This window comes from Streptococcus sp. 2021WUSS109 (assembly GCF_044427305.1).
Taxonomy (GTDB): Bacteria; Bacillota; Bacilli; order Lactobacillales; family Streptococcaceae; genus Streptococcus; species Streptococcus suis.
The window spans coordinates 1-25,177 of sequence record NZ_JAOTGF010000021.1; the positions used below are offsets into that span (position 1 = coordinate 1).

Genomic DNA, 25,177 nt, shown 5'->3' on the forward strand with positions numbered 1-25,177 from the left:
AGGCGAACAGGGTCATTTTGAGCAACATGGCTGGATGAAAGGCAGGACGACCTGTGTGAGAAATTTCATCTAGTAGAACAGATTGAGGAATGGTATCCACAAACTGACTAATCAGACGAGCCTCATGCGTTGCAGGTAAGTCCCAAGCAATATTTAATTCCAAACTTAACTGATTTGTGTTATACTGTTTATACATTTTCATGCCTTTCTAGTTGTTTTGTCGTTATTATAATTATAAAGCATGAAATGGAAAACGAGTAACTCCTAATTGGAATTGCTCGTTTTTTTATATATGAGCGGCTAGTTTTTGCCCAGCCTCATTTCCAAATATCGTCACTTAGTTTTTCTTTTATTACTTCGACGTAAGAGGAAACTCTGTTTCCCTATTTCCAACTTCAAACACTCCACTGGATTGTTTGAACTCGCCTTGCCTAACTTCAGTTAGGCCTGCGGCTCATTGCCTCGTACTAAAAGCAAACCAAAAGCCTATAAAAATAGAGGTTGTAACCAACCTCTATTTTTATAGGCTTTTATATTCGCTCATCAAAGTAATAAGAGAAAAACTGAATGACTACATTATTGTGACCCGTTTTCATCACCGAGTACTGGCTCTGTTGAAAAATCGGTTACCTGCTCTTCTGTTGTCACAGTCGTAGTAGCCGATGGACTCCCTATTTCTGGATCCAAGCTTTCTGCCCATGGACTTGCTTCTAACAGCAAGAGATTTGTATATACATCATAAACATTTATTGGACTTGGCAATCCCATCTGTCCTTCGTAGACCTTCACGTTTGTGACTAAGTCGGTATTTTCTTCTAAGCCGATAGATTTTTTCAGAACATTTTGCATTTCCAATAGATGTGTACTGGTTGGTAATTGATAATAGATTGCATCAACCATTTGATCCACACCGCGCAACTGATAGGAATTCAACTTGGAGATAGAGTCCTTGTACCCCAAGAGATTTGGAATTGTCGCAGGACTAATCTCAATGTTGGTTCGCATATTATTAGAAATGGCAGTCAGAATCTTCTTATACTGGGTAAAACCGTCTAACTGAAGGAGTTTTTTTATAATAGCCGTTATAACTTCACGTTGACGTCTCTGACGACCAATATCCCCCTCAGGATCATCATAGCGCATCCGAGCATAAACCAGCGCCTGATCCCCATTTACCAACTGTTTCCCCGGCTGGACAATAGAGGTGTAGGCAGGCTCATGTTCCGAAATGGATATAGGGAAGCCAAGAGTATTGTTTACCTCAATACCTCCAACCGCATCAACAAGCTCAACCAGACCATCCATATTTATTTCGATATAGCGGTCAATGTTAATATCCATCATCTTTTCGATCGTGGCAATGGCCATCGGTGCCTGTCCGTAGCTATAAGAATGATTTAGTTTTTCAACCGTTCCTGAAGACTCCCCATTCGCTTCTGCAATCTCAACCATAATATCACGAGTCAAGCTCATCATATTGGTTTCCTTAGTCTTGGGATTAACAGTTACCAAAATCATCGAATCACTACGACCACCCTCCCAATCTCCTCCACGGGTTGCTTGGTCCATATCCACCCCCATCAGTAGGATAGTTAGGGGCTCTGTCGCATCAATCGGAGTGATTTTTTCTTCTCCATCTAACTGCTTAAATGTTTTCGAAATAGCATCCGTAGAAAAATTTAACAAGCTGGCTCCATATATTAAGCCAGCACCTACTGTTAAACCAATAATAGCCAAAGACATTAAGAATATTTTTTTTCCAATTGTCATACTTCACCAATTAACTTGCCCATATAATAAAGATCAAGCCATTCTCCTTCATCTGTTCTAGCCCCACGTATCTGGGTTCCTTCAATGTTAAATCCTAGTTTTTGATATAAATGTACTGCCGCCTGATTGCGAACCTGAACCGTTAATTCCAAACGCTTCAATACATCCATTTCCTCTGCCCAATGCAATACTTCCTCCAGTAAAATCATCCCTAGACCGTGACCCCAGTAGGCTTTTTTTACTGCAATAAAAACATTTCCGATATGGCTAATGCGAAACTGCTTAGAGGACTTAACAGAAATTGCGCCGACGACTTCCGAACCAACCTTAGCCAACAGGCACAATTCACGAGGATTTTCGATTCCTGCCTCGAAGATGGTCTCCATTGCAGCAACACTAAATCGAAAACCAGTCTCATCCATAACCAGATAATCCGTTTCTCTAGCAACTTGATTCATAAAATCAATAAAAGCTGCTGCATCAGCTGGTTCAGCTTCACTAAAATACACTTCTTTTTCAGACATTTTGGAACTCCTTCGCTAAATCGCTACTTTGAGCTCCATGAGATTCGACTGTCAATCGTCGACCATCTCCCTCTTTCTCTATACGAATGAGCAAATAGTCATCAAATAGACTGACATCCAGTAATTCTCCCCACTCGATAACCGTTAGACCTCCTCCATAGAGAAAATCATCCAAATCAATCGAGTCAGGGTCATCTCCAATTCGATAAACATCTAAGTGATAGAGCGGCATAGTCCCCTCATACTCTCGAACAATCGTATAAGTAGGACTCTTAATCATCTGTTCAATTTTTAACCCCTTGGCCAACCCCTTGGTCAGAGTTGTTTTCCCAGCACCCAAATTCCCTGATAATACTAGAACTTGATTTGGCTTACAGGCTTTTCCAATTCTCTCACCAATGGCAATCAATTCATTTTCATTCTGACTATACATGTCTTTAATTATACCATAGCCCCAGTAGTTTGTCATAGGTCTACTGGAAATTGTAGACAAGTCGACAGAAAAAATCGCAAGCCAGAGCCTGCGATTTTGTTTATTCTACGCTGAAAAGATATGGGTAGACTGGTTGATTTCCTTGATGGATTTCAACCTCAACGTCTTCAAATTGTTCTTCTAGCTGTTCAGCAAGAGTTTGAGCGAGTTCCTCATCACCATCTTCACCGATATAGATTGTTACGATTTCACTATCTTCATCCAGCATTTTCTCAAATGTAGCGACAAGTGTTTCCATCATATCTGGATTAGAAACCACAATCTTGCCATCAACCATACCAAGGTTGTCATTCTCATGGATTTCAAGACCGTCAATGGTTGTATCGCGGACCGCAGTTGTCACGCTACCACTTTTCACCTCTGCGAGAGATGCCGTCATCACTTCAAAGTTGCTTTCCAAATCACGACTTGGATCAAAAGCAAGCAAGCTAGTAAAACCTTGTGGTAGAGTCTTAGTTTCCACAACCTTAACCGCAACTTCTGCAACCTCAGCAGCCGTCTGAGCAGCCATCAAGATATTTTTGTTGTTTGGCAACAAGATGACATTGCGGGCATTGACCAATTCAATAGCATTGACAAAATCTTTTGTTGATGGGTTCATGGTCTGACCACCTGAAATCACATAGTCAACGCCTTGTGATTTGAAGATTTCTGTCAAACCTTCACCAGCAGCAACCGCAATAATAGCATACTCTTTTTGTTCAGTCGGTTTTTGGAAAGTTTCTTCTTTTTCGACCTGAGCTTCATGTTGCTCACGCATATTGTCCACTTTTACCTTGACCAAGCTACCATATTGAAGACCCGCTTGCATGACCAAACCTGGATCTTCTGTATGGACATGGACTTTGACGATTTCATCGTCGTTAACAACTAGGAGGGAATCCCCAAGGTCGTTGAGGTAGTTACGGAATTCTTCATAATCAAATTCCTTCACATAAGTAGGACCTTGGCGAAGAGCTACCATGATTTCTGTACAGTAACCAAAGGTAATATCTTCAGTCGCCACATGACCTGCAACTGACTTGTGGTGCTCAGCATTGATCATTTCAGACATAACAGCAGGTGTCGCCTCAAAATCTTCCGAAGCAATATACTCACCCGTCAAAGCTGACAAGAAGCCTTCATAAATGTAAACAAGACCTTGTCCACCTGAATCGACAACACCAACTTCCTTCAAGACTGGAAGCATCTCTGGCGTTTTCTTAAGAGCACGATTAGCACCGTCAAGAGTAGCACGCATGACCTCAACCGCATCATCAGTCTCTTCTGCCTTTTTCAAAGCGGCAGTGGCTGCCCCACGCGAAACAGTAAGAATAGTACCTTCAACTGGCTTCATAACGGCTTTATAAGCCACTTCTACACCATGTTGAAAGGCTTGCGCCAAATCCTTACCGTCCAATTCAACCTTGCCTTTAACAGATTGACCAAAACCGCGGAACAATTGCGACGTAATAACACCTGAGTTTCCACGAGCTCCCATCAACAAGCCCTTAGAAAGAATTTGCGCAACTTCTCCAACAGTAGAAGCAGACTTATCTGCTACTTCTTTAGCACCATTGGTAATAGTCATCCCCATGTTGGTACCAGTATCCCCATCTGGAACTGGGAAAACATTGAGTGAGTTCACATATTCGGCTTGTTTATTCAGACGAGTTGATGCTGCCTGCACCATTTCTTGAAATAAACTAGTTGTAATTTTAGACACAATTATTCTCCTACGACTTTGATATTTTGGATAAAGACATTGACGGCATCTACAGAGATACCTAGTTGATTTTCCAAGTTGAACTTAACGCGTTCTTGGATATTGCGAGATACTTCACTGATTTTTACACCGTAGCTCATCACAGTATAAACATCGACTGCAATGCGACCATCTTCCAAGGTCTTGATCACAACACCTTTAGAATAATTTTCTTTTCTCAAAAGTGCTTGAAAATTATCCTTGATCGCAGACTTACTAGCCATCCCAACAACACCGAAAATCTCAGTCGTAGCACCGCCAACAACTGTGGCAATCACGTCATCAGTCAATTCGATTTGGCCGTCTTTAGTATTGATTTTAACAGTCATAATTCGTTACCTCAAATAGTTTTATCACTCCATTTTACCACATTTTCTGCTTTCTGTAAAAAACAAGCTTGTTACATCGGATTTTACAAAAAAAGAGCTCCAAAAGGAACCCTTTTCACAATTAACCTAAACGCTGCTTAGCATCTGCTGCACGTTGGAAAGCTTGTCCGACATAGTTGATACAGAGCATCATCACAAGGATGAAGATGGCTGCTGGCAACCAAATCCATGTCTTGTTTTCCAAAATATCTGCATTGCGGGCATTGGCAATCAAGGTACCCAAACTTGGTACTGTCGATGGTAGACCGAAACCAAGATAAGTCAACGAAGTCTCGATACCGATATTTCCCGCAAAGTTCAAGGTCAAGTTAACGATAATCAATGAACTTAAGTTTGGTAAAATTTCACGGAACATAATCATGAAGTCGCTTGTTCCCAATGTTTTTGATGCATTGACATAGTCCAAACTTGCCTCTGACAAAGTCCTTGTACGGAATAGACGAGCCTTGGCCGTCCAATAAAAGGCACTCATGATAAGAATGAAATGATAGATTGTATAGTTCTTGATAACTGTCACGAACACAATGATCAACATTGTCACCGGCAAAATCATGATGAAATCGACAATACGCATCAAGAATCCGTCCAAACGACCACCGTAATAACCAGAAATCAAACCGATAGAGATACCAACGATACTAGTAATAATCGTAATGGTAAAACCGATAATGATTGAGTTACGAGCACCGATAATCAGCTGACCAAAGATATCTTTACCACCTTCATCTGTCCCCAAGATATAGCCGTTAACACCTGGTTCCAAGTAACGTCCCAAAAGGTTGACTTTCATAACTTGTTCTTGATTCAACAGAAGTGCACCGATAAAGACTGCTAAGAGAACCGTCACTAAGATAATTAATGAGGTCAATGCAAGTCGATCTTTCATAAACTCCCGCGCGATGACACGGAAGCCACCTGGAGGAGTTGAAGCAGATTGTACTTGTTTTTTATTTTCTTTACTCACCTTACTCCTCCTTCTATTTCACACGGATACGTGGATCCACGATACTCATGATAATATCTGAAATCAATGTCCCCAACAAAGTACCCATACCAAATACCAACAATAAAGCTAAGATAACACTATAGTCACGACTAGAAATAGAGTTAAAGAATAACTGACCGATACCTGGGTAAGTGAAAATATTTTCAATAAAGATAGAACCACCAATTAATCCTGTCAATTCATAACCCAAGAAAGATGCGATCGGTAAAATCGAATTACGGAAAATATGACGGTTATAAACAACTCTCTCAGGAACACCTTTGGCACGAGCTGTACGAACATAGTCCTGGCTCTTAGCATCAATAATCCCCGTACGGAGATATTGAATAGTAACTGTTGTTGACAAAATCGCCATTGTAATCGCTGGCAGAATCATATGGTGTAAACGACTGAGAGTCGCTGCAAATCCTTCCACACCACCGCTAATCGAACCGCGCGTCGGGAACCAGCCCAAACTAAAGCCAAACATCCAGAGCATGAGGATGGCAAAAACGAAAGTTGGAGTTGAAAATGTCAAGAAGTTATACACGCCAATGATTTTATCTGCAAGTGAGTTTTGATAACGACCTGCAATCATACCCAATGGAAGTGCAATCAAATAAGTCAATACCATCGTCAAGAGGGATAATCCAATTGTATTATTCAAGCGCTGCATGATGACATCAACAACTGGTTGTTTAAAAATAACACTCTGACCAAAATCTCCTTGCAAAAGATTGCCTACCCAACGGAAATACTGAACAGGGATTGGGTCATAATAACCTGCCGCAATCCGTTTTTGTTCAATGATTGCTGGATCAATATTTGGGTCAATCAATCCTGTAAAGGGATCCCCCGGCATCATCTTCGCAACAAAGAACGCAATGACACTCAAAATAATAATCTGCGGAATCATCATGAGCAAACGACGTAATACTGTTTTCCACATCTTAGTTCTGACCTCCTTCTGGAAGGGCTACTTGATGAGTTTCTGAGAAGGATCTCAAATCGTACACACGACCGTTTTCATCATAGTATTGACCTTGCATTTCTTGATATTCTTTTTCAGCAGCCAAACGCTTTTCTTTATTCTTCAATCGATTGAGTGGGTCAATCGTTGGAATAGCTGACAACAAACGTTTAGTATAAATGTGTTGTGGATTATTATAAATATCGTTCTTATTTCCTGTTTCTACGAAACGTCCGCGATACATGATGAACAATTCATCACACATGTGTTGCACAACACCGAGGTCATGGGAAATAAAGAGATAGCTGAGCTTAAACTCATCTTGGATACGTTTCATATAATTCAAGACCTGTGCCTGCACAGACAAATCCAAGGCAGAAACCGGCTCGTCTGCAATAATCAAACGAGGATTACTAGCCAAGGCACGAGCAACACCGATACGTTGGCGTTGACCACCTGAGAATTCGTGAGGATATTTAATCAGAGCTTCTTCATTTAGACCGATTGTATCCAAGAGTTGAAGAACCTTTTTCTTTTCTTCATCTGGAGACAAGCGGTCAAAGTTACGAATTGGTTCTGCAATGATGTCCAAGATACGTTTTTTCGGGTTGAAACTTGAAAGAGAATCTTGGAAAATCATTTGAACATCACGATTAAAGTTTCCTTTTTTACCACGTGATTTGTTGGTTACATTTTGTCCTTCATAGATAATCTGACCAGAAGTGGCACGCTCTAAACCGATAATTGCCTTACCAATGGTCGATTTCCCAGAACCTGACTCACCTACCAAACCATAGGTTTTTCCTTCTTCAAACTCAATATTAACGCCATCGACAGCATAGACATGATCCGTCACACGGTTAAAGAAGCCACTACGAATTGGATAATGGACTTTTAAATCTTTTACTTCAATAAATCCCACTATTAGGCCTCCCCTTCAAAATAGAATGTCTCATGGCAGGTACAACGAACAAAGTGATTTGGGCCTACCTCGTGCATACTCGGATTCTCTTCATGAGCTTCTGCTCCAATCCACGGAATACGCGGAGCAAAACGGCAACCCTTACGAACCATTTTTGTAATCGGCGGCACAATACCTTCAATAACATGAAGATCGCCACCCTCGCTACCTGATTGAGGATTTGACTTCAAGAGCGAACGTGTATATGGATGTTTTGGATTGGTAAACAATTCTTCTACTGGCGCTACTTCGACAAACTGACCACCGTACATGACCGCCACACGATCAGCAGTCTCTGCAACCACTCCCAAGTCATGGGTAATCAAAATAATACCCGAACCTGTCTCCGCTTGAATATCATTTAAGAGATCCAAGATTTGTGCTTGAATTGTAACATCCAAGGCCGTTGTAGGTTCGTCCGCAATAATAATTGGCGGTTTACAAGACAAGGCCATCGCAATAATGATACGCTGACGCATACCACCTGAAAGCTCATGTGGATACTGTTTAAATGTCCGCTTAGGATTTGGAATACCTACCTGAGCCAAGAGTTCCAAAACTCGCTCTGTACGAGCATTGGCATCCAAATCAGTATGATAGAACAGTGCCTCATCAATCTGTGCACCAATCGTCATCAATGGATTTAGAGAAGCCAAGGGATCTTGGAAAATCATACCAATATCATTACCACGTACCGTATTGTACTTAGCTTCATCCATGCCAATCAATTCCATATCATTGTACTGGATGCTTCCTGTGATTTTGGTATTCAAAGGGTTATGCAAGCCCATGATGGTCGTTGCCAAAGTTGATTTACCACAGCCAGATTCCCCTACAATTGCCAAAATTTCATTTTTTTGCAATGAGATATCAACACCGTCAACAGCGTCAAAATAATCATCTCCAATACGGAAACCGACGTGTAAATCTTTAATGTCTAAAAGCGGTTTTTCGGTAGCCACGCTTTTTCCTCCTTTATGTGCCAGCTAATCAAGCTCAATCAATTCAATAGCCTTACGATTATCAAGTTCATATAATGTTTGATTAACTGACTTTATATAACTACTCTAGAATAACATATTTCTACCAAATTATCGTTTGATAGCGATTACCCAGAAGTAAAAAATGTACCTATATCCAATCATAAATCAAGACCATCCCTATCACTGTCTCAATTAGGAATTGAGTAGGTTAATGTTTTTCATCTTGAGTTTTTGTTAGTAGGGACTCATTTTTGTGTACTGAATCTACTATACCACAATTATCTGAAAATTCCAATAGCAATCTGAAAAAAGCCAATCAAATTGGCTTTTTCAGATTTTATTGTCTTCTAACAAATTATTCTGCCACTACACCTTTATCAGCAGTAAGTTCGATATTCTCAAGAGCGATACCTTTACCTGAAGCTGAACCGTAGTTAGTGTCATAGTTTTTCACGCGTTTGTTAAGTGCAGTAATTGACTCAGACTCAAATGTTGGAATGGCAAATGCTTGCTCGTGAGCATATTTTTGCCAAGCCTTATAGTTCTCAACATTTTTCTTATCGTCAAATGATTCTGTTGAGCTAATTGCTTCCAACAACTTAGTATTTTCATCAGATACGAAACGTGACATGTTGAAGGCAGCGATAGGTCCCCATAGACCACTTGGGTTTGGATCGTAACCTGTTGACCATCCACCAGCATACATATCAATAGCAGCATCATTAGCCTGAACTGAGTTATAGAACGACTTACCTTCAACTGTACGTCCTGTGTAAAGTTCGACATTCAAGCCAACTTCTTTCCACCAAGCAATGTATTGTTGTACAAGCGCTTCGTTAGCTTCAGTACGTTTACGAGCCGCAAAGGTAATCTTGAATGCCTTACCATCTTTGCCTTCACGGATACCATCGCCATCTACATCTTTGTAGCCAGCTTCATCCAAAAGTTTTTTCGCTTTTTCAGGATCGTACGAATAGCCTTCCAATTCTGAATCATGAATATCGCCGAAGAATGAGATAATCAATGATTTTGCAGGGTGGTAAAGACCATTGTACAATGACTCACCAGCTGTCTTAGTATCAATCGCATAGGCAATTGCTTGACGAAGTTTCACATCATTCATCTTGGCATTTTCGTCCATAACGTTCTTACCGGCTGCTTCGTCATATTTACCAAAATTAAATGAAATGTATTCATAAGATGAGTCCAAAGAACCAACAATATTCAAGTTAGATGCTTTTTTATATGAATCCAACTGATCTACTGGCATGTCAGCAATATCATAATTCCCCGCTTTCATTTCAGAAACAATAGTATCAGGAGATACGATGTCAATCTTCAATGAGCTTGTTTTTGGTTTCGTACCTTTGAAGAAGTATTCGTTTGGTACGTAAGTGATAGACTCACCATTGACGATTTCTTTAATCTTCCACGGACCCATACCAACAAGCTTCGCAGTACGTGAGTATTCGCTCTTTTCCCAGTCTGCAACAGGGATGTCTTTATAGATGTGTTCTGGTTGGATATAGGCTGGGACATCACCACCTGCATACATCATTGAAGGGGACATTTCTTTTACAGTTAATTCTACTGTATAGTCATCAACTTTCTTAATACCAGAGATGTCTGATGCTTTTCCATCAACAAATTCTTGCATACCTTCAATGTTCAAGAATTTATCATCAAAACGAATACCTGTATAGTCTTTGCTTGCCATTGACTTAATTGTAAAGATATAGTCGTTGATTGTGAATGGCTCACCATCTGACCACTTGTAATCCTTACCAGTCAAGCTGACTGTGATTTTCTTACCTTTCACATCAAATTCAGCCTTAGCAAGACCAGAATCATCCAACTTACGATCTCCATCGTAACCGAACATTGAAATATCAACCATACCACCAAATGTTGAATCAGTAGTATTCTCAGTCAACTCGTCAATCAAGAGACCCGATGAAGTTGTTGGTGACACAAATGCATATTTCAATTGAGCATCTGCGACTGCTGTTCCATCTTGTTTTACTTCAGCTGGGAATGACAATTCCTGTTTTGCTGCACCTGATTGTTTTGAACCACATGCTGCAAGAACAGATGCTGAAAGGAGAGTCACACCTGCAAGTGCAAAAAGTTTCGTTGTCTTTTTCATAAAACACCTCTGTTTTCTTTTTGTTTGACACTTATTACTATGTCTTATAAAAATCATTATATCATAAATTTTTCTTAAATAAAGTCTTTTTGTCAGAAAATTTTGTAAAAACATATTTTTTCATCATTTTCTCATTTTTTACATGTTTTTTCCAAATTTTTCTCACATTTCTTGTGATATAATAGAATAAAATACCCCAAAAAGGAATGATTATGCGTAAACTTTTACTAACACTCACTACAATCCTTGCCGTTTTTTTAACTTCCACACCTATTTTGGCAGAAGATTTTTCTGTTGCAGCCAAGCATGCTATCGCGGTTGAAGTAGGTAGCGGCAAAATCTTGTATGAGCAAGATGCCGAAACCAAAGCAAGCATTGCTTCTATCAGTAAGACATTGAGCATTTACCTGGTCTACGAAGCACTGGCAAAGGGTGAGATCACTTTAGATACTATGGTAGATATTTCTGATTATCCCTATAGCCTCACTTCTAATACCGAATTAAGCAATGTCAATCTAGATGAACGCTCCTATTCTGTAAGAGACCTATTAAACGCTTCTTTAATAACATCATCCAACAGTGCTATTATTGCTCTGGCAGAAAAAATAGCCGGTAGCGAAGCTGCATTCGTGGATCGAATGAAGGCAAAAGTCCAAGAATGGGGAATTACCGATACAAAAATTGTCAATGTATCCGGGCTAGATAATACCGACTTGGGTGAAAATATTTATCCAGGCTCCAGTCCTGAAGATGTAAATATGTTTTCAGCCCTAGATGTTGCTATCATCGCAAGACGATTAATACTCGACTATCCTCAGGTGCTCGACATTACCTCGCTAAACGCCTACGATTTTGGCGGCTACACTTACTATAGCACCAACCAAATGCTGAGCGACGGCACTCACGCTCGTGGAGGGGTTGACGGCTTAAAAACAGGGACCTCAAACTCGGCTGGTTCAAGTTTTCTTGCAACAACTCAACAAGCTGGTATGCGCATTATCACAGTAGTATTGAATGCCAATGATGGGCTGACCTCTCCAGAAAATCGCTTTGTCGCGACAAATGATTTGATGAACTATGTTTATTCTAACTTTTCGCTTGTTACACTATTAAAAAAAGGTGAAGCCTTTGAAGATAGTAAGATAAAGGTTTTCAATGGTGAAAAAGAAACAAGTCCTGTTGTTGCAGCAGCAGATTTAACCGTTGTTCAACGAAAACAAACTGATAATGTCCCCACCGCAACTTTTACAACGGATATAAAAGAAATTGATGCTCCCCTCAAAGCGGGGACCTTGGTTGGCAAACTGCAACTGAAAGATCAAGATCTCATTGGAAAAGGTTATATTTCCGAGCAAGCTAGTGTCAATATGATTATCCCTAGCGATATGAAAGAAGCATCCTGGCCATTCTCTTGGTGGAATCAATTTGTCCGCTATGTCAACGAAAAATTATAAAAAAATAGTATGTCGAAAATCATTCGACATACTATTTTTTTATCGCAGAGTAACATTCGCTACTCCTTATCTCCTACCTCGGTTGGAGAGTGAGTTGGAGGGAGTTCCGGAACTCCTCACTACATATCATTTTCTTACAGAAAATGACGAGCGTGGAAGGCACGGAATTGTGATAAGGTTATTATGATTACAAAGAAGAGCGACTCCCGTCGCTCCCTATTTCCAACGAGCGTTGGCATTACAATGTAGAGTAGCTTTCGCTACTCCTTATCTCCCACCTCGGTTGGAGATTTTTTGGCTTTTAGCAAACTCATGTTTGCTAAATTGCCAAAAATCTAACCAACCGAGCCCTCCATTTCATAGGCAATCAGTCTGTTGAGTTCGACTGCGTATTCCATTGGGAGTTCTTTTGTGAATGGTTCGACAAAGCCCATGACAATCATCTCTGTGGCTTCTGACTCGGACAAGCCACGGCTCATGAGGTAGTAAAGCTGTTCTTCTGAGATTTTGGATACTTTTGCTTCGTGTTCGAGGGCCACTTGTGAGTTGTGGATTTCATTAAATGGAATGGTGTCTGATTTGGAAATATCATCCATGATAATGGTATCACATTCAATGTGGCTGATAGATTTGGCTGAGTTTTTAGCAAAGGTAACTTGACCACGGTAGTTAACTTCTCCACCGCCTCGGGCAATGGATTTGGATACGATAGAAGATGAAGTCCGTGGTGCATTGTGGATCATCTTGGCACCGGTATCTTGGACCTGACCTTTGTTGGCAAAGGCAATGGACAACATAGTCCCTCGAGCTCCTTCACCCTCCAAGTAAACCGCAGGGTATTTCATGGTCGTCTTAGCACCAAGGTTTCCGTCAATCCACTCAACTGTGGCATTTTTCTCGGCACGGGCACGTTTGGTTACCAGGTTATAAACGTTATCTGACCAGTTTTGAATAGTGGTGTAACGCATATAGGCACCTTCGTGGGCAATGATTTCCACAATAGCTGCGTGAAGACTAGCCGTTGAGTAAGTTGGAGCGGTACAGCCTTCTACATAGTGAACACTTGCTCCTTCATCCACGATGATGAGAGTGCGTTCAAACTGACCTGTTCCTTCGTTGTTGATACGGAAATAGGTTTGGAGTGGAATATCCAGCTTAACGCCTTTTGGTACATAGATGAAGGTCCCACCTGACCAAACCGCTGAGTTAAGGGCAGCCAGTTTATTGTCTGACGGCGGAACGAGTTTTCCAAAGTATTTTTTGAAGAGTTCTGGGTGTTCCTTGAGGGCCGTGTCGGTATCTGTAAAGATAATCCCGTGCTTGTCGTACTCTTCCTTCATATTGTGGTAGACCACTTCTGATTCGTACTGGGCAGAAGCTCCTGCCAGGTAAGCACGCTCAGCTTCTGGGATACCGATGCGCTCAAAGGTTTCTTTAATTTTGTCTGGGACATCATCCCAGCTACGTGCTGGCTTATCCGATGGTTTTTGATAATAAACAATATCATCAAAATCTAGTTCGGATAGATCGGCTCCCCAAGTCTGCATAGGCATTTTCTTGAAGGTTTCATAGGATTTCAAACGGAATTCCAACATCCATTCAGGCTCGCCTTTGATACGGGACATTTCACGAATGACTTCTTCGTTCAAACCCTTACCAGTCGAAGCCACCAGTTCCACGTTCTCGTCATGGAAACCGAATTTGTATTCCCCAAGGTCAATCGGGGTTGGTTCAATTCTTTCTTCTGACATAATATAAGATACTAAGCCCAAAAAGTATGAAAATAACAGTTACGCTCTCTTAAATACTTGCTGGGCCTGTTCAATTTCAATTCCAATCAGAAACTGAACAATCCTTTCTGTATGATTTTCGTTTTTTGTTTATTCGATGGTGCTCAGTCAGCACTTTCACTGCGTTCCAGTGCTTTCTTTAGGGCATTCCACGGTAAAGTAGCACATTTGATGCGTTGGGGGAATTTGGCAACACCTGCGAGGAGGGAGGCGTCTCCCAGTTCCTTCTGGCGTGGGTCTTCTTGGCCTTGGACCATTTGTGAGAAGATTTCTGCTAGTTCTTGAATCTGACTGATTTCTTTGCCAAGCACTGCTTCAGTCATCATAGAAGCTGATGCGGTTGAAATGGTGCAGCCAACGCCGTCAAAAGCAATATCGGTAAGCACATCTTTTTCAATCTTGACTGATAGTTCAATCACATCACCGCAGGTTGGATTGTGGAGTTCTAACTTTTCCACTCCGTCCAAACTTCCGCGGTGACGAGGCGACTTGGAGTGTTCAGACACAACTGCCATATAAAGAGAGTCTAATCTAGATAGGGCCATTGAAAAACTCCTTTGTCTTGATGATTGCCTCGACCAACTTATCACAGTCAGCCTTGGTATTGTAGATGTAAAAACTTGCTCGTACAGTAGCAGGCACCTGCAAATATCTGAGAAGCGGTTGGGCACAATGGTGGCCAGCCCGCACAGCAACACCTTCATAGTCCAGAGCAGTTGCCACATCGTGTGGATGCAAGTCGTCCAAGTTAAAGGCAATAACTCCCGTCCGCTTGGACAGGTCCTGACTACCATAAATGGTCAAGCCTGGAATAGCCTGCAATTTGGGAAAGACATAGTCAACCAGTTCTGCCTCGTGGGCCTGGATAGCGTCCATACCAATTTCGGTCAGGTAATCAATGGCCGCTCCCAGCCCAATCGCACCTGCAATATTGGGCGTTCCTGCCTCAAACTTCCAAGGTAATTCTTTCCAAGTAGCTGACTGCTCATAGACAAAGTCAATCATTTCACCGCCGAATTCAACAGGCGACATGAGATTGAGCAATTCTTCCTTGCCGTAGAGAACGCCAATTCCTGTCGGTCCCAACATTTTATGACCTGAAAAGGCATAGAAATCCATGTCTAATTCTTGCACGTTGACGCCCATGTGGGGAACTGACTGGGCTCCGTCCACCACCAAGTAGGCACCGACCTGATGCACCAGCTCTGCTATTTCCCCAATAGGAGCCACGCCACCTAGGACATTGGATACGTGGGCTAGGGAGACAAACTTGGTCTTGGAAGACAACAGCGACCGCAGGTGGTCCATGTCTAGCTCGCCGTCTTTTAGGGTTACATAGCGGAGCTTGGCACCTGTTTGCTGACAGACTTGCTGCCAAGGGATGATATTGGAGTGGTGCTCTTGGACCGAGATGATCACTTCCTGGTCTGGCTGGAGAATTTCCTTTGCAAACTGAGCCACCCAGTTAAGACCGGTGGTCGTTCCTCTGGTGAAGAGGATTTCCTTGCTAGACTTGGCCTGGATAAAATCTGCCACCTTCTGCCTAGCCGCCTCGTAGCGAGCCGTCGCCCGCTCAGATAGAGTGTGAACGCCACGGTGAACATTGGCATTATCCTTCTGGTAATAATCCGCCAGCACATCTAGTACCTGCTGCGGTTTTTGAGTGGTCGCCGCATTGTCCAAATAGACCAGCGGCTCATCGTTAACAACTTGGTCTAGGATTGAAAAATCCTTGCGAATGCGTTCCAAATCCATATCTTATCTCTTTGTTAGTTTTTCTTCAATCACGGCAATCAGTTGGTCACGAACTTCCTTGACAGGAATTTCGGTAATGACTGCGCCAAGGAAACCGCGAACAACCAAGCATTCAGCAGTTGCTCGGTCCAGACCACGACTCATGAGGTAGTACATGTCTTCTGGATCTACCTGACCGATTGAGGCTGCGTGTCCAGCTGTGACCTCATTCTCATCGATAAGGAGAATTGGGTTGGCATCGGAGCGAGCCTTGTCAGACAGCATGAGGACACGGCTTTCTTGCTGGGCATCTGCACCTTTAGCACCACGAACAATGTGTCCGATACCATTGAAGGTCAAGGTTCCGCTTTCTAAGATAACCCCATGTTGCAGGATGTGTCCGACCGAATTATGACCATAGTTGGTCACGCGCGTATCCACACCTTGTACCTGACGACCAGATGAAAGGCCGACAACTTTGAGGTTGGCATGACTGCCGTTTCCTTTTAATTCGCTGTCCAAATCGGCAACCACATTTCCTTCGTTGAGCAGACCAATCGCCCAGTCAATCGTTGCATCGTTTCCGAGATAGCCACGACGGTTGAGGTAGGTATCCAAATGCTTACCAAGGCGGTCAATGGCCGCAAACTTGATTTGGCTACCAGCAAGAGCAATTACTTCTACAACAATATTGGCTGAAGTCGCTGCTGTGCCATCGCCTAAACTTTCAAAACGCTCCAGGTAATTAAGCTTGGCATTTTTTCCAGCGATGATGAGGACACGTTTGTTAAAGGCAACTGGACTAGTGCTGTCTTGGTAGAAAAGGGCCTCAACTGGCTGGTCGATTTCAACATTATCTGGTACGTAGAGAACAGCTGTTGCGTTAAAATAAGCTGTGTTGTAGGCTGCTAATTTGTGCTCATCGTAGGCTACGGCAGCGCCGATGTATTTTTCAAGCACATCTGGAATGATGTCCATGGCTGAGGCAAAGTCTGTAAAGACCACACCTTTTTTTACTAGGTCAACCGGCAACTGCTCTAGGACAGTTTGGCTGCCAACTTGGACCAACATAGGATTGTCACCGATAGCTGTAAAATCTGGAACAGCCCCGATTTCATCATTTGTGGCTAGGCTTCCGTCACCAAGGTTCCAGCGGTGAAACTTGACCCGCTCGATAACCGGCAAGTCCAGCTCTGCTATTTTGTCAAAAGCCTTAAGACGCAGGTCTGTCAACCAAGTTGGTTCTGCCTGCAAGGCTGAAAATTCTTGAATTTTTTCTTTGGTCATAGCTTCCTCCAAAGACTTAAATGTCATCTTCTTTGTAGTCGATGCCAAGCTCTGCTGCAACTTGAACATATCCTTCTTTTTCCAAGCGTTGCGCCAATTCTGGTCCGCCTGAAAGTACGACACGGCCTTCCATCATGACATGGACAACATCAGGAGTGATGTAGTTGAGCAAGCGTTGGTAGTGAGTAATAATCATGGCACCAAAGCCTTCACCACGCATAGCATTGATCCCCTTTGACACAACTTTAAGGGCATCAATATCCAAACCTGAGTCAATCTCATCAAGAAGGGCAAAAGTGGGTTCCAACATGAGTAATTGCAGAATCTCATTGCGTTTTTTCTCACCACCTGAGAAACCTTCGTTGAGGTAACGCTCTGCCATTTCCTCTTTCATGTTAAGGAGCTCCATCTTTTCATCCAACTTAGTAATGAAATCACGAACAGAAATCTTGTCTTCGTCTTCCTTACCAGCGTTCATTGCGGCACGAAGAAATTCCGCATTAGTAATCCCTGGAATTTCTGACGGGTATTGCATAGCCAAGAAGAGTCCCATACGGGCACGTTCATCGACTTCTAATTCTAAAATATTGACACCGTCAAACAGAATCTCACCTTGGGTAACTTCATAACTTGGATTGCCCATGATGGCTGCTGAAAGGGTGGATTTCCCTGTTCCGTTCGGTCCCATGATGGCTGCAATTTCACCTGTTTTAAGGGTCAAATTCACACCTTTTAGGATTTCCTTGCCTTCGATTTCAACATGAAGGTCTTTGATTTCTAATACTGACATGCTGTGCTCCTTTTCATTTTTGTCCTCTTCAAAAACCACATTAACTGACCAAGCTAACTAGATACACCGATAAGACTCAACCTTGGCAGTGGGGAAAGAACTCGACCATTCATAGAAGAGTCCGTCAACAAGTCCTAGTTTTAAGTTGTTGAGCTGGGAGCGGGAAAGAACTCAACCATCCATAGAAGAGTTCGTTTTCCCACCCCCGCACAGTTGATTAGGTCAGATTTGGAGTGTCAAACACGAACAAATCTGCCAATCAACCACTGCGCTGAGATGTTGACACTAACGTTGAGAAGCGGTACGGGGCTTGAGCCCAGCCTCACTCCACTGGACTGTCAAACTCAATCAACCACTACTGCGTTGAGATGTTGAGGCTAACTTTGAGAAGCGGTGCGGGGCTTGAACCCAGCCTCTTTTCTTGTTAATGATGATTTTCAGAGAGTGTTAATCTATAAAATAGTCTTTTCTGACAATTTTAATTAACCATATCCACTATATTATATCAAAAAAAGAGCCTGACGGCTCTTATCTTGTTTAGAAAGATTCTTATTTTCTTTTTTTCTCTTCGTAGCACTTTTTATACTTTGCGATTTTTTCTTGACGGTAACTGCTATTACCAATAAACCGAAGAAGATTGAGCAACGGAGTTCTATTGATACCAAAGATGCCAATCAATTCACAGAGAATCTCAATCCCCAGTCCCATGGTCACCAATAGGAGAATACCCCCTATTCGACTCGAAACATTGAGCAAAAGAGAGGTCAGGGAGAATAAGAAAGAGATGGCGTAAATCACCAATACTGTGCCACGATGAGTAAGTCCCAGAGAGAGCAAGCGATGATGCAGATGCATCTTATCTGCTTCATAGATTTTTTGCCCAGACAATTTTCGACGAATGATGGCTACTACAGTATCCGTAATAGGCACTCCAAGAATAATCATCGGAGTAACCACTGCAACAGCTGTCGAATTTTTCAGTCCTTGAAGCGACAAGACTCCAATCATAAACCCAATGAAAAGGGCTCCTGTATCGCCAAGATAAATGATGGCGGGATTATAGTTATAAGGTAAAAAACCAACAATCGCCGCAACCAAAACAAAGATGGTTAAGGTCAAAAAAATATTGCTATCATGCAAAAAGAAATAAGACACAATTCCCATCGTTGTCAAGGAAATAATCGATACTCCCGAAACCAGACCATCTAGACCATCAATCAAGTTGACTGCATTCGTAATGGAAACAATCCAAAGGACCGTTAATAGAAAAGAGAGCCAGACAGGAAATTGAAGGAAAGGTCCTCCAAAAGGAATTTTAAAGCTATCAAAACGAAATTCCGTAAAAATCCAAATGATCGTCGCTGCAGCTAGAATACCAAACATTTTAGGAGCAGGCTTTAGCTCCTTGACATCATCAATGAATCCCGTAAGAACGATAATGCTGGATGCTAGGACCAGGGGCCAGATATAATGCAAGTAAGTGCCATGGTAATTGACACGGGTAACAATTCCTGGTAAAAACCATAGGACAGAAATGGTAAATGCCACAAAGATAGCCAGACCTCCCGCTGAAGGCATGGGCACCTTATTTATCCGCCGTGCATTGGGATTATCAACTGCTCCAACCCTCAGGGACATAAAACGAACCAAGGGGGTCGCAATGGCTGATATGACCATGGTTGTAATAATGACCATTATGTATTTTAGAGCAAAAGGAATCATACTGTCGGAACCTTCCTAAGCTCCTCGATTGCCGCAAGCGGAAGCATCAAAGTTCCGTGTTCTTGTAAAGCAGGTCTGGTCAACTTAGTATCATTGGTAAATTCCAACATTCTTGAAAGAATGTAGCCTGGATACTGCTTAGAACGATTTTCTACATTGATAAGAACGGTCAAGTAGTAATGACCATCCATTTTATATAATTCCGATTCTTCTACTGGATAATCAACCGTACCAACAAAAGTAAACAGATCCTCTATCGTTGGAAATTCCAAAATATAGTAAATATAGCGCTCCTGCTCCTCTTCATCTGCTTCTTCCTCTTGCTCTACCTCTTCCAAATGACGAACGGCTGTTGCATCCGGTGCGCTTTTCTCACGAACGGTTTGCTCCAAACTCTTGAAAAACTCATCTGGAGTCATACTTGCGACATCACCAAGTTCCGACAAATCTGTAAATTCATCGAAATTCAAGCTCTGATCCAAATCAGATTTGGTAACAAAGATGTCCACCCGATCTGGCTTCGGAGTCACACGAAAACTCAGCATACCGCTTTCTCGGAAAGTCATTGGTAAATCCAATTCATCCAAAACAGTATAGAAGAACTCCTCTGTCTTTTCTTGCGGAATGAGAAAGTCCGAAAGTTCCATTCCTCTCTCTTCCAAATCATCTAATTTTATAGTGATTTTCAAGGTCGAATCACTAATTTGCTTTACTTTCATAACTACCTCATTCATTGATTCATCAATTTCTTAAAATTGATTGATCATTTTCAATACTCATACATATCTTCCACCATTATACTAAAACCAAGCTCGAAAGACAAAAGAAAAGCAGGTCTCCCTGCTCTTAAAATAAAAATGTAATAAAGGCATAAACCAATAAAATCGCCCCTAAAATGATGCGGTAGTAACCAAAGACCGTGAAATCATGTTTTTTAACAAAGTCTGTCAAGAAACGAATAACAACTAAGGATACCAAGTAAGCCGTCACACTAGCGACTAGCAAGATCCATACCTGCTCCATATTCAGGCTATTGCCATCTAAGAAATATTTAACAGCCTTCAAGCCACTATAACCAAACATGGTTGGAATCCCAAGGAAGAAGGTAAAATCTGCCGCCACAGATCGGCTGGTCCCCAAAATAATCGCTCCCAGAATGGTCGCACCTGAGCGACTAGTCCCCGGAACGATGCTTAAGACCTGAAAACACCCAATCAACAAGGCAGTTTTATAAGACATTTTCGCTAAGTCCGTCACCTGTGGCTCTACACCACTGTTACGGTTCTCAATCCAAATAAAGGCAATACCGTAGACAATCAAAGCAATCGCAATCGGTACCATAAAATTGAAGTGCGCTTCAAACCAATTATCCAACGGGACTGCAATTAGGATGGACGGAATACAGGCAATGACAACCTTGGCCCATAATTGCCAAGTCAATTGAATATCACGCTTGGTTTTTCCAGGCTGAAATGGATTCAATTTTTTAAAGTAAATAGTCATAACTGCTAGAATTGCTCCTAGCTGAATGACAATATTAAACATTTCTAGGAAGTTCTTACTTTGGTTTAACTTCACGAACTCTTGAACCAAAATTAAATGCCCCGTTGAAGAAACTGGCAACCATTCCGTCACCCCTTCAATGATTCCTAAAAATATAGCCTTCAACAATTCCAATAGCATAAAAAGCTCCTTTTCATCAATTCTCTACATTATATCATAAAAAACTCCCTATTCATAGTACAAGGATATTGAAATTTGTCAGAATTTTTAATAAAATGGTGTAATAGCATTTTAAAGGAGACATTATGAAACGTAAACTCAGTATATTTCTGCTGACCCTAATCGCTGTTTTTTCTGTAACAACAGGGGTTCGGGCAGACGAATACCTGCGGGTCGGTATGGAAGCTGCCTATGCACCATTTAACTGGACCCAAGAAGATGATAGCAACGGTGCCGTTCCTATTGAGGGAACCAATCAATTTGCCAACGGATATGATGTTCAGGTTGCAAAAAAAATCGCTGCATCCATGGACAAAGAACTCTTGGTTGTTAAAACCAAGTGGGAAGGCTTGGTCCCTGCTCTTACATCTGGTAAAATCGATATGATTATCGCCGGTATGAGCCCGACAGAAGAGCGCAAGAAAGAAATCGCCTTCTCAGATAGCTACTACACTTCAATTCCTACCCTGGTTGTTCGTTCTGATAGTCAGTACGCAAACGCAACCAGCTTGGCAGATTTTGCTGGCGCAAAAATCACTGCCCAGCAAGGGGTTTACCTCTATGATTTGATTGACCAAATTGAAGGGGCTAACAAACAGACCGCCATGGGAGATTTCTCCCAAATCCGTCAAGCTTTAGAATCTGGCATTATAGACGCCTATGTTTCTGAACGTCCAGAAGGTCGTACAGCAGAAGCTGCAAATAAAGCTTTCAAAATGGTTGAATTGGCAGACATTTTTGAAACCAATGCTGAAGACGTGACCATCACTGTCGGTATGCGCAAAGATGACGCTCGTATCACTCAGGTCAACGAAGTCTTAGCAACTATTTCAGAAGAAGAGCAAATCGCACTTATGGATGATATGATTGAAAACCAACCCGTTGAAGAAGCCAGCGAGGGCGAAACACCTAGTTTCTTCGCCCAAGTTTGGAATATTGTTGTTAACAACTGGCAACAACTTCTGCGCGGAACTGGGATGACATTACTCATTTCCATCCTCGGTACAATTATCGGTACTGCTATCGGTCTCCTCATCGGTGTCTTCCGTACAGCTCCAAAATCAGCAAATAAGGCACTTGCTATTGGTCAGAAAGTGCTCGGTTGGATTATCAATATCTACATCGAAATTTTCCGTGGTACGCCGATGATTGTACAATCCATGGTTATTTACTATGGTACCGCCCAAGCATTCGGACTTAATCTTGACCGCACACTTGCCGCTATCTTCATTGTATCCATCAACACAGGTGCCTACATGAGTGAGATTGTCCGCGGTGGTATCTTTGCCGTCGATAAGGGCCAATTTGAAGCTGCGACTGCTCTCGGATTTACCCATAATCAGACCATGCGTAAGATTGTCCTTCCACAGGTTATTCGTAACATCTTACCAGCGACTGGTAATGAATTTGTCATCAATATCAAAGATACTTCTGTATTGAACGTTATCTCAGTTGTTGAACTCTATTTCTCAGGAAATACTGTCGCAACCCAAACCTATCAATATTTCCAAACCTTTACGGTTATTGCTATTATCTACTTCATTCTAACCTTTACTGTGACACGTATCTTACGCGCAGTTGAAAAGCATTTTGATACAGATACATACACAACAGGTGCAAACCAAATGCAAGTCGAGGTGCCACATGACTAAAAATGTTATTCTTGAAATCAAAAATCTAAAGAAATCATACGGACAAAATCAAGTCCTCAAAGACATCTCTATTAGCGTTGAAAAGGGCGAGGTTATCTCAATCATCGGTTCATCTGGTTCGGGAAAATCAACCTTCCTCCGATCTATCAACCTTTTGGAAACACCAACAGAAGGACAGATTCTATACCACGGACAAGATGTTTTGGATAAAGGATATGACTTGACGACTTACCGTGAAAAACTAGGTATGGTATTCCAATCCTTCAACCTTTTCAACAATCTAAATGTATTGGAAAATGCCATTGTAGCACAAACTACGGTACTGAAACGAGATCGAGCTGAGGCAGAGAAAATCGCCAAGGAAAACCTCAACAAGGTTGGCATGACCGAACAGTACTGGCAAGCCAAACCAAGTCAACTCTCTGGTGGACAGAAACAACGCGTGGCCATTGCACGCGCCCTATCTGTTGACCCAGAAGTTATCCTCTTTGATGAGCCGACTTCTGCTCTCGATCCAGAGATGGTCGGGGAAGTTCTCAAAACCATGCAAGATTTGGCTAAATCAGGATTGACGATGCTTATCGTAACTCACGAAATGGAATTTGCCCGTGACGTATCTGATCGCGTTATCTTTATGGACAAGGGGGTCATCGCCGAAGAAGGTAGCCCTCAACAAATCTTTGAAAATCCACAGGAAGAACGCACACGTGAATTCCTTCAGCGTTTTCTTGGATAAACTCAATCTGTTCCATAGAAGACTATTACTTACCAGTTGCAAAGCTGGTAAGTTTTTTTAGACTAAAAAAAGAGGAATTCGCAGAATTCCTCTTTTTGGACATCTCTAAATGAAACCATTTAGATTAGTTTTCAAATTTCTTGTGGTTTTTGTCGTAAAAATCAATCAAACCCAAGGCAGTTGCAAATGAAATATTGTCAATCTTAGCGCGACCTTGTGCAAGAGCGATAACTGACATTTCACGAGCATTTGTTTCCTTACTGATACGGTAACCTGTGATTTTCTTTTCACGAACCCAGCCGACAACAGCGGCTACTTTTTCGTAACTAGTCATTAGAAACCCCTTTCTTTTTTATTCGTGCAATTTAGTATAATATGTTTTAACCTATTTTGTCAAGTAAAATGTTCGTTTTTTACCATCATTTTGCCCTAAGAGATGATAGTATTTGCGTCCTTATGTCTTCGACCCCCTCCGGATTCCCCGGAAGGAAGATAGTTTGATTACCTCCTTGTGCAAAATTATTGAGAGTATCCAAGTATTGGTTGGTCAGCAAGATAGACATAATCTGCTCTTCAGATAGGCTAACATTTGATTCTTTCAGTTCACGAATCGAATCTGCCAATCCGTCTACAATCGCCTTACGTTGTTGTGCAATACCTACACCATGCAAGCGATCCTTTTCAGCTTCTGCTTCTGCTGCTGTGACAATTTTTATCTTGTCAGCCTCTGCCAATTCTTGGGCCGCAACCCGTTTCCGCTGAGCTGCGTTAATTTCATTCATAGATTGTTTAACCTCGGCGTCTGGCTCTACCTTGGTAATTAAGGTTTTGACAATAACATAACCGTAGGTTGACATTTCTTCTGCTACTTGTTTTTGTACCTCAAGTGCAATCTCATCCTTTTTCTCGAAGAGCTCATCCAAGGTCAATTTAGGCACAGATGAACGCAGGGCATCTTCAATATAGGACTTAATCTGTGCTTCTGGGTGCATGAGCTTGTAATAGGCATCCGTCACATTATTTTCATTTACTCGATATTGAGTTGCCACATTCATTGTGACAAAAACGTTATCCTGCGTCTTGGTTTCTACCACAATTTCACTTTGCAACATCCGCAATTGAATGCGGGCTGCGATGACATCGACTCCAAATGGTATTTTAAAGTTAATACCTGAAGTAGATGTTTTTTGGTATTTCCCAAAGCGCTCAATAATAGCGACCGTCTGCTGCTTGACAACGTATAGCCCTGAAGCAATCAAAATCAAAGCAATCAGTACGAAGAACAAGAAACCGCCAATAAAAACAATTGGACCAAGTACCATAAT

The 25,177-nt window shown here is 41.9% G+C and carries 23 protein-coding genes and 1 pseudogene; 3 read left to right on the top strand and 21 right to left on the bottom strand.

Translation table 11 applies throughout. The features are described from left to right. The 11 genes and pseudogenes from ODU37_RS08340 to ODU37_RS08390 form a co-directional block, all read right to left on the bottom strand. Window positions 1-196: pseudogene (locus ODU37_RS08340) on the bottom strand (IS5/IS1182 family transposase); the annotation flags it as partial. A 380-nt stretch (window positions 197-576) separates the two neighbouring features. Beyond that, on the bottom strand, window positions 577-1,770 hold the full coding sequence (locus ODU37_RS08345) for an LCP family protein (protein WP_002939198.1): 1,194 nt from the start codon (window positions 1,768-1,770) through the stop codon (window positions 577-579). Further along, window positions 1,767-2,294 (bottom strand): GNAT family N-acetyltransferase, encoded by a 528-nt coding sequence (locus ODU37_RS08350; RefSeq protein ID WP_249562513.1) that lies wholly within the window; start codon window positions 2,292-2,294, stop codon window positions 1,767-1,769. Before ODU37_RS08350 ends, ODU37_RS08345 begins: the two co-directional genes overlap by 4 nt. Next, on the bottom strand, window positions 2,287-2,727 hold the full coding sequence (gene tsaE, locus ODU37_RS08355) for a tRNA (adenosine(37)-N6)-threonylcarbamoyltransferase complex ATPase subunit type 1 TsaE (protein WP_079397089.1): 441 nt from the start codon (window positions 2,725-2,727) through the stop codon (window positions 2,287-2,289). The genes ODU37_RS08350 and tsaE overlap by 8 nt, the downstream gene beginning before the upstream one ends. A gap of 100 nt (window positions 2,728-2,827) precedes the next feature. After that, window positions 2,828-4,492: a DAK2 domain-containing protein gene (locus tag ODU37_RS08360; RefSeq protein ID WP_105153528.1), complete on the bottom strand. Its 1,665-nt coding sequence runs from the start codon at window positions 4,490-4,492 to the stop codon at window positions 2,828-2,830. A gap of 2 nt (window positions 4,493-4,494) precedes the next feature. Then, on the bottom strand, window positions 4,495-4,860 hold the full coding sequence (locus tag ODU37_RS08365) for an Asp23/Gls24 family envelope stress response protein (RefSeq protein ID WP_002939192.1): 366 nt from the start codon (window positions 4,858-4,860) through the stop codon (window positions 4,495-4,497). A gap of 121 nt (window positions 4,861-4,981) precedes the next feature. Further along, complete coding sequence (locus ODU37_RS08370) at window positions 4,982-5,884, bottom strand: ABC transporter permease (protein WP_024394948.1); 903 nt, start codon at window positions 5,882-5,884, stop codon at window positions 4,982-4,984. Window positions 5,885-5,897: 13 nt separating this feature from the next. After that, window positions 5,898-6,854: an oligopeptide ABC transporter permease gene (opp4B, locus tag ODU37_RS08375; protein ID WP_002938143.1), complete on the bottom strand. Its 957-nt coding sequence runs from the start codon at window positions 6,852-6,854 to the stop codon at window positions 5,898-5,900. 1 nt (window position 6,855) lies between these two features. Beyond that, window positions 6,856-7,797, bottom strand: coding sequence for an ATP-binding cassette domain-containing protein (locus tag ODU37_RS08380; protein ID WP_002938145.1), 942 nt, complete (start codon window positions 7,795-7,797; stop codon window positions 6,856-6,858). Between the two features lie 2 nt (window positions 7,798-7,799). Next, a complete protein-coding gene (locus tag ODU37_RS08385) occupies window positions 7,800-8,798 on the bottom strand; it encodes an ABC transporter ATP-binding protein (protein ID WP_002942324.1) in 999 nt (332 codons plus the stop codon). 376 nt (window positions 8,799-9,174) lie between these two features. After that, window positions 9,175-10,965, bottom strand: coding sequence for an oligopeptide ABC transporter substrate-binding protein (locus ODU37_RS08390; protein ID WP_105105670.1), 1,791 nt, complete (start codon window positions 10,963-10,965; stop codon window positions 9,175-9,177). Window positions 10,966-11,177: 212 nt separating this feature from the next. On the opposite strand from ODU37_RS08390, the gene pbp3 reads away from it, so the two are divergent. Continuing rightward, complete coding sequence (pbp3, locus tag ODU37_RS08395) at window positions 11,178-12,419, top strand: D-alanyl-D-alanine carboxypeptidase PBP3 (protein WP_248019402.1); 1,242 nt, start codon at window positions 11,178-11,180, stop codon at window positions 12,417-12,419. 335 nt (window positions 12,420-12,754) lie between these two features. Here the strand turns inward: pbp3 and sufB are convergent, their stop codons facing one another. The 8 genes from sufB to ODU37_RS08435 form a co-directional block, all read right to left on the bottom strand. Continuing rightward, entirely contained in the window at window positions 12,755-14,170 is a 1,416-nt protein-coding gene (sufB, locus tag ODU37_RS08400; RefSeq protein ID WP_002938151.1) for a Fe-S cluster assembly protein SufB, read from the bottom strand. A gap of 143 nt (window positions 14,171-14,313) precedes the next feature. Beyond that, window positions 14,314-14,754, bottom strand: a complete 441-nt coding sequence (sufU, locus tag ODU37_RS08405) for a Fe-S cluster assembly sulfur transfer protein SufU (RefSeq protein ID WP_398580464.1) — start codon at window positions 14,752-14,754, stop codon at window positions 14,314-14,316. Next, a complete protein-coding gene (locus ODU37_RS08410) occupies window positions 14,741-15,964 on the bottom strand; it encodes a cysteine desulfurase (protein ID WP_105121311.1) in 1,224 nt (407 codons plus the stop codon). Before ODU37_RS08410 ends, sufU begins: the two co-directional genes overlap by 14 nt. A 3-nt stretch (window positions 15,965-15,967) precedes the next feature. After that, window positions 15,968-17,230, bottom strand: coding sequence for a Fe-S cluster assembly protein SufD (sufD, locus tag ODU37_RS08415; protein ID WP_105121336.1), 1,263 nt, complete (start codon window positions 17,228-17,230; stop codon window positions 15,968-15,970). A gap of 16 nt (window positions 17,231-17,246) precedes the next feature. Continuing rightward, window positions 17,247-18,020 carry a Fe-S cluster assembly ATPase SufC gene (gene sufC / locus ODU37_RS08420; RefSeq protein WP_002938165.1) on the bottom strand — a complete coding sequence of 258 codons (774 nt, stop codon included), beginning with the start codon at window positions 18,018-18,020 and terminating at the stop codon, window positions 17,247-17,249. Between the two features lie 549 nt (window positions 18,021-18,569). After that, window positions 18,570-19,742 carry a glycosyltransferase family 4 protein gene (locus ODU37_RS08425; protein ID WP_024414291.1) on the bottom strand — a complete coding sequence of 391 codons (1,173 nt, stop codon included), beginning with the start codon at window positions 19,740-19,742 and terminating at the stop codon, window positions 18,570-18,572. Then, window positions 19,739-20,461 carry an adaptor protein MecA gene (mecA, locus tag ODU37_RS08430; protein ID WP_002938171.1) on the bottom strand — a complete coding sequence of 241 codons (723 nt, stop codon included), beginning with the start codon at window positions 20,459-20,461 and terminating at the stop codon, window positions 19,739-19,741. The genes ODU37_RS08425 and mecA overlap by 4 nt, the downstream gene beginning before the upstream one ends. A 127-nt stretch (window positions 20,462-20,588) precedes the next feature. Further along, a complete protein-coding gene (locus tag ODU37_RS08435; RefSeq protein ID WP_015647359.1) occupies window positions 20,589-21,425 on the bottom strand; it encodes an undecaprenyl-diphosphate phosphatase in 837 nt (278 codons plus the stop codon). 125 nt (window positions 21,426-21,550) lie between these two features. Here ODU37_RS08435 and ODU37_RS08440 point away from each other — a divergent pair, with 125 nt between their 5' ends. Next, window positions 21,551-23,116, top strand: a complete 1,566-nt coding sequence (locus ODU37_RS08440) for an ABC transporter substrate-binding protein/permease (protein WP_249562512.1) — start codon at window positions 21,551-21,553, stop codon at window positions 23,114-23,116. After that, window positions 23,109-23,852: an amino acid ABC transporter ATP-binding protein gene (locus tag ODU37_RS08445; protein WP_014736363.1), complete on the top strand. Its 744-nt coding sequence runs from the start codon at window positions 23,109-23,111 to the stop codon at window positions 23,850-23,852. The genes ODU37_RS08440 and ODU37_RS08445 overlap by 8 nt, the downstream gene beginning before the upstream one ends. A 124-nt stretch (window positions 23,853-23,976) precedes the next feature. Here ODU37_RS08445 and ODU37_RS08450 read toward each other — a convergent pair whose 3' ends face one another. Further along, window positions 23,977-24,186 carry a hypothetical protein gene (locus tag ODU37_RS08450; RefSeq protein ID WP_009910800.1) on the bottom strand — a complete coding sequence of 70 codons (210 nt, stop codon included), beginning with the start codon at window positions 24,184-24,186 and terminating at the stop codon, window positions 23,977-23,979. Between the two features lie 85 nt (window positions 24,187-24,271). Beyond that, the gene (locus ODU37_RS08455; RefSeq protein WP_002937414.1) at window positions 24,272-25,174 is read right to left on the bottom strand and encodes an SPFH domain-containing protein; all 903 of its coding nucleotides are present in this window, start codon (window positions 25,172-25,174) and stop codon (window positions 24,272-24,274) included. Window positions 25,175-25,177: the final 3 nt, after the last annotated feature.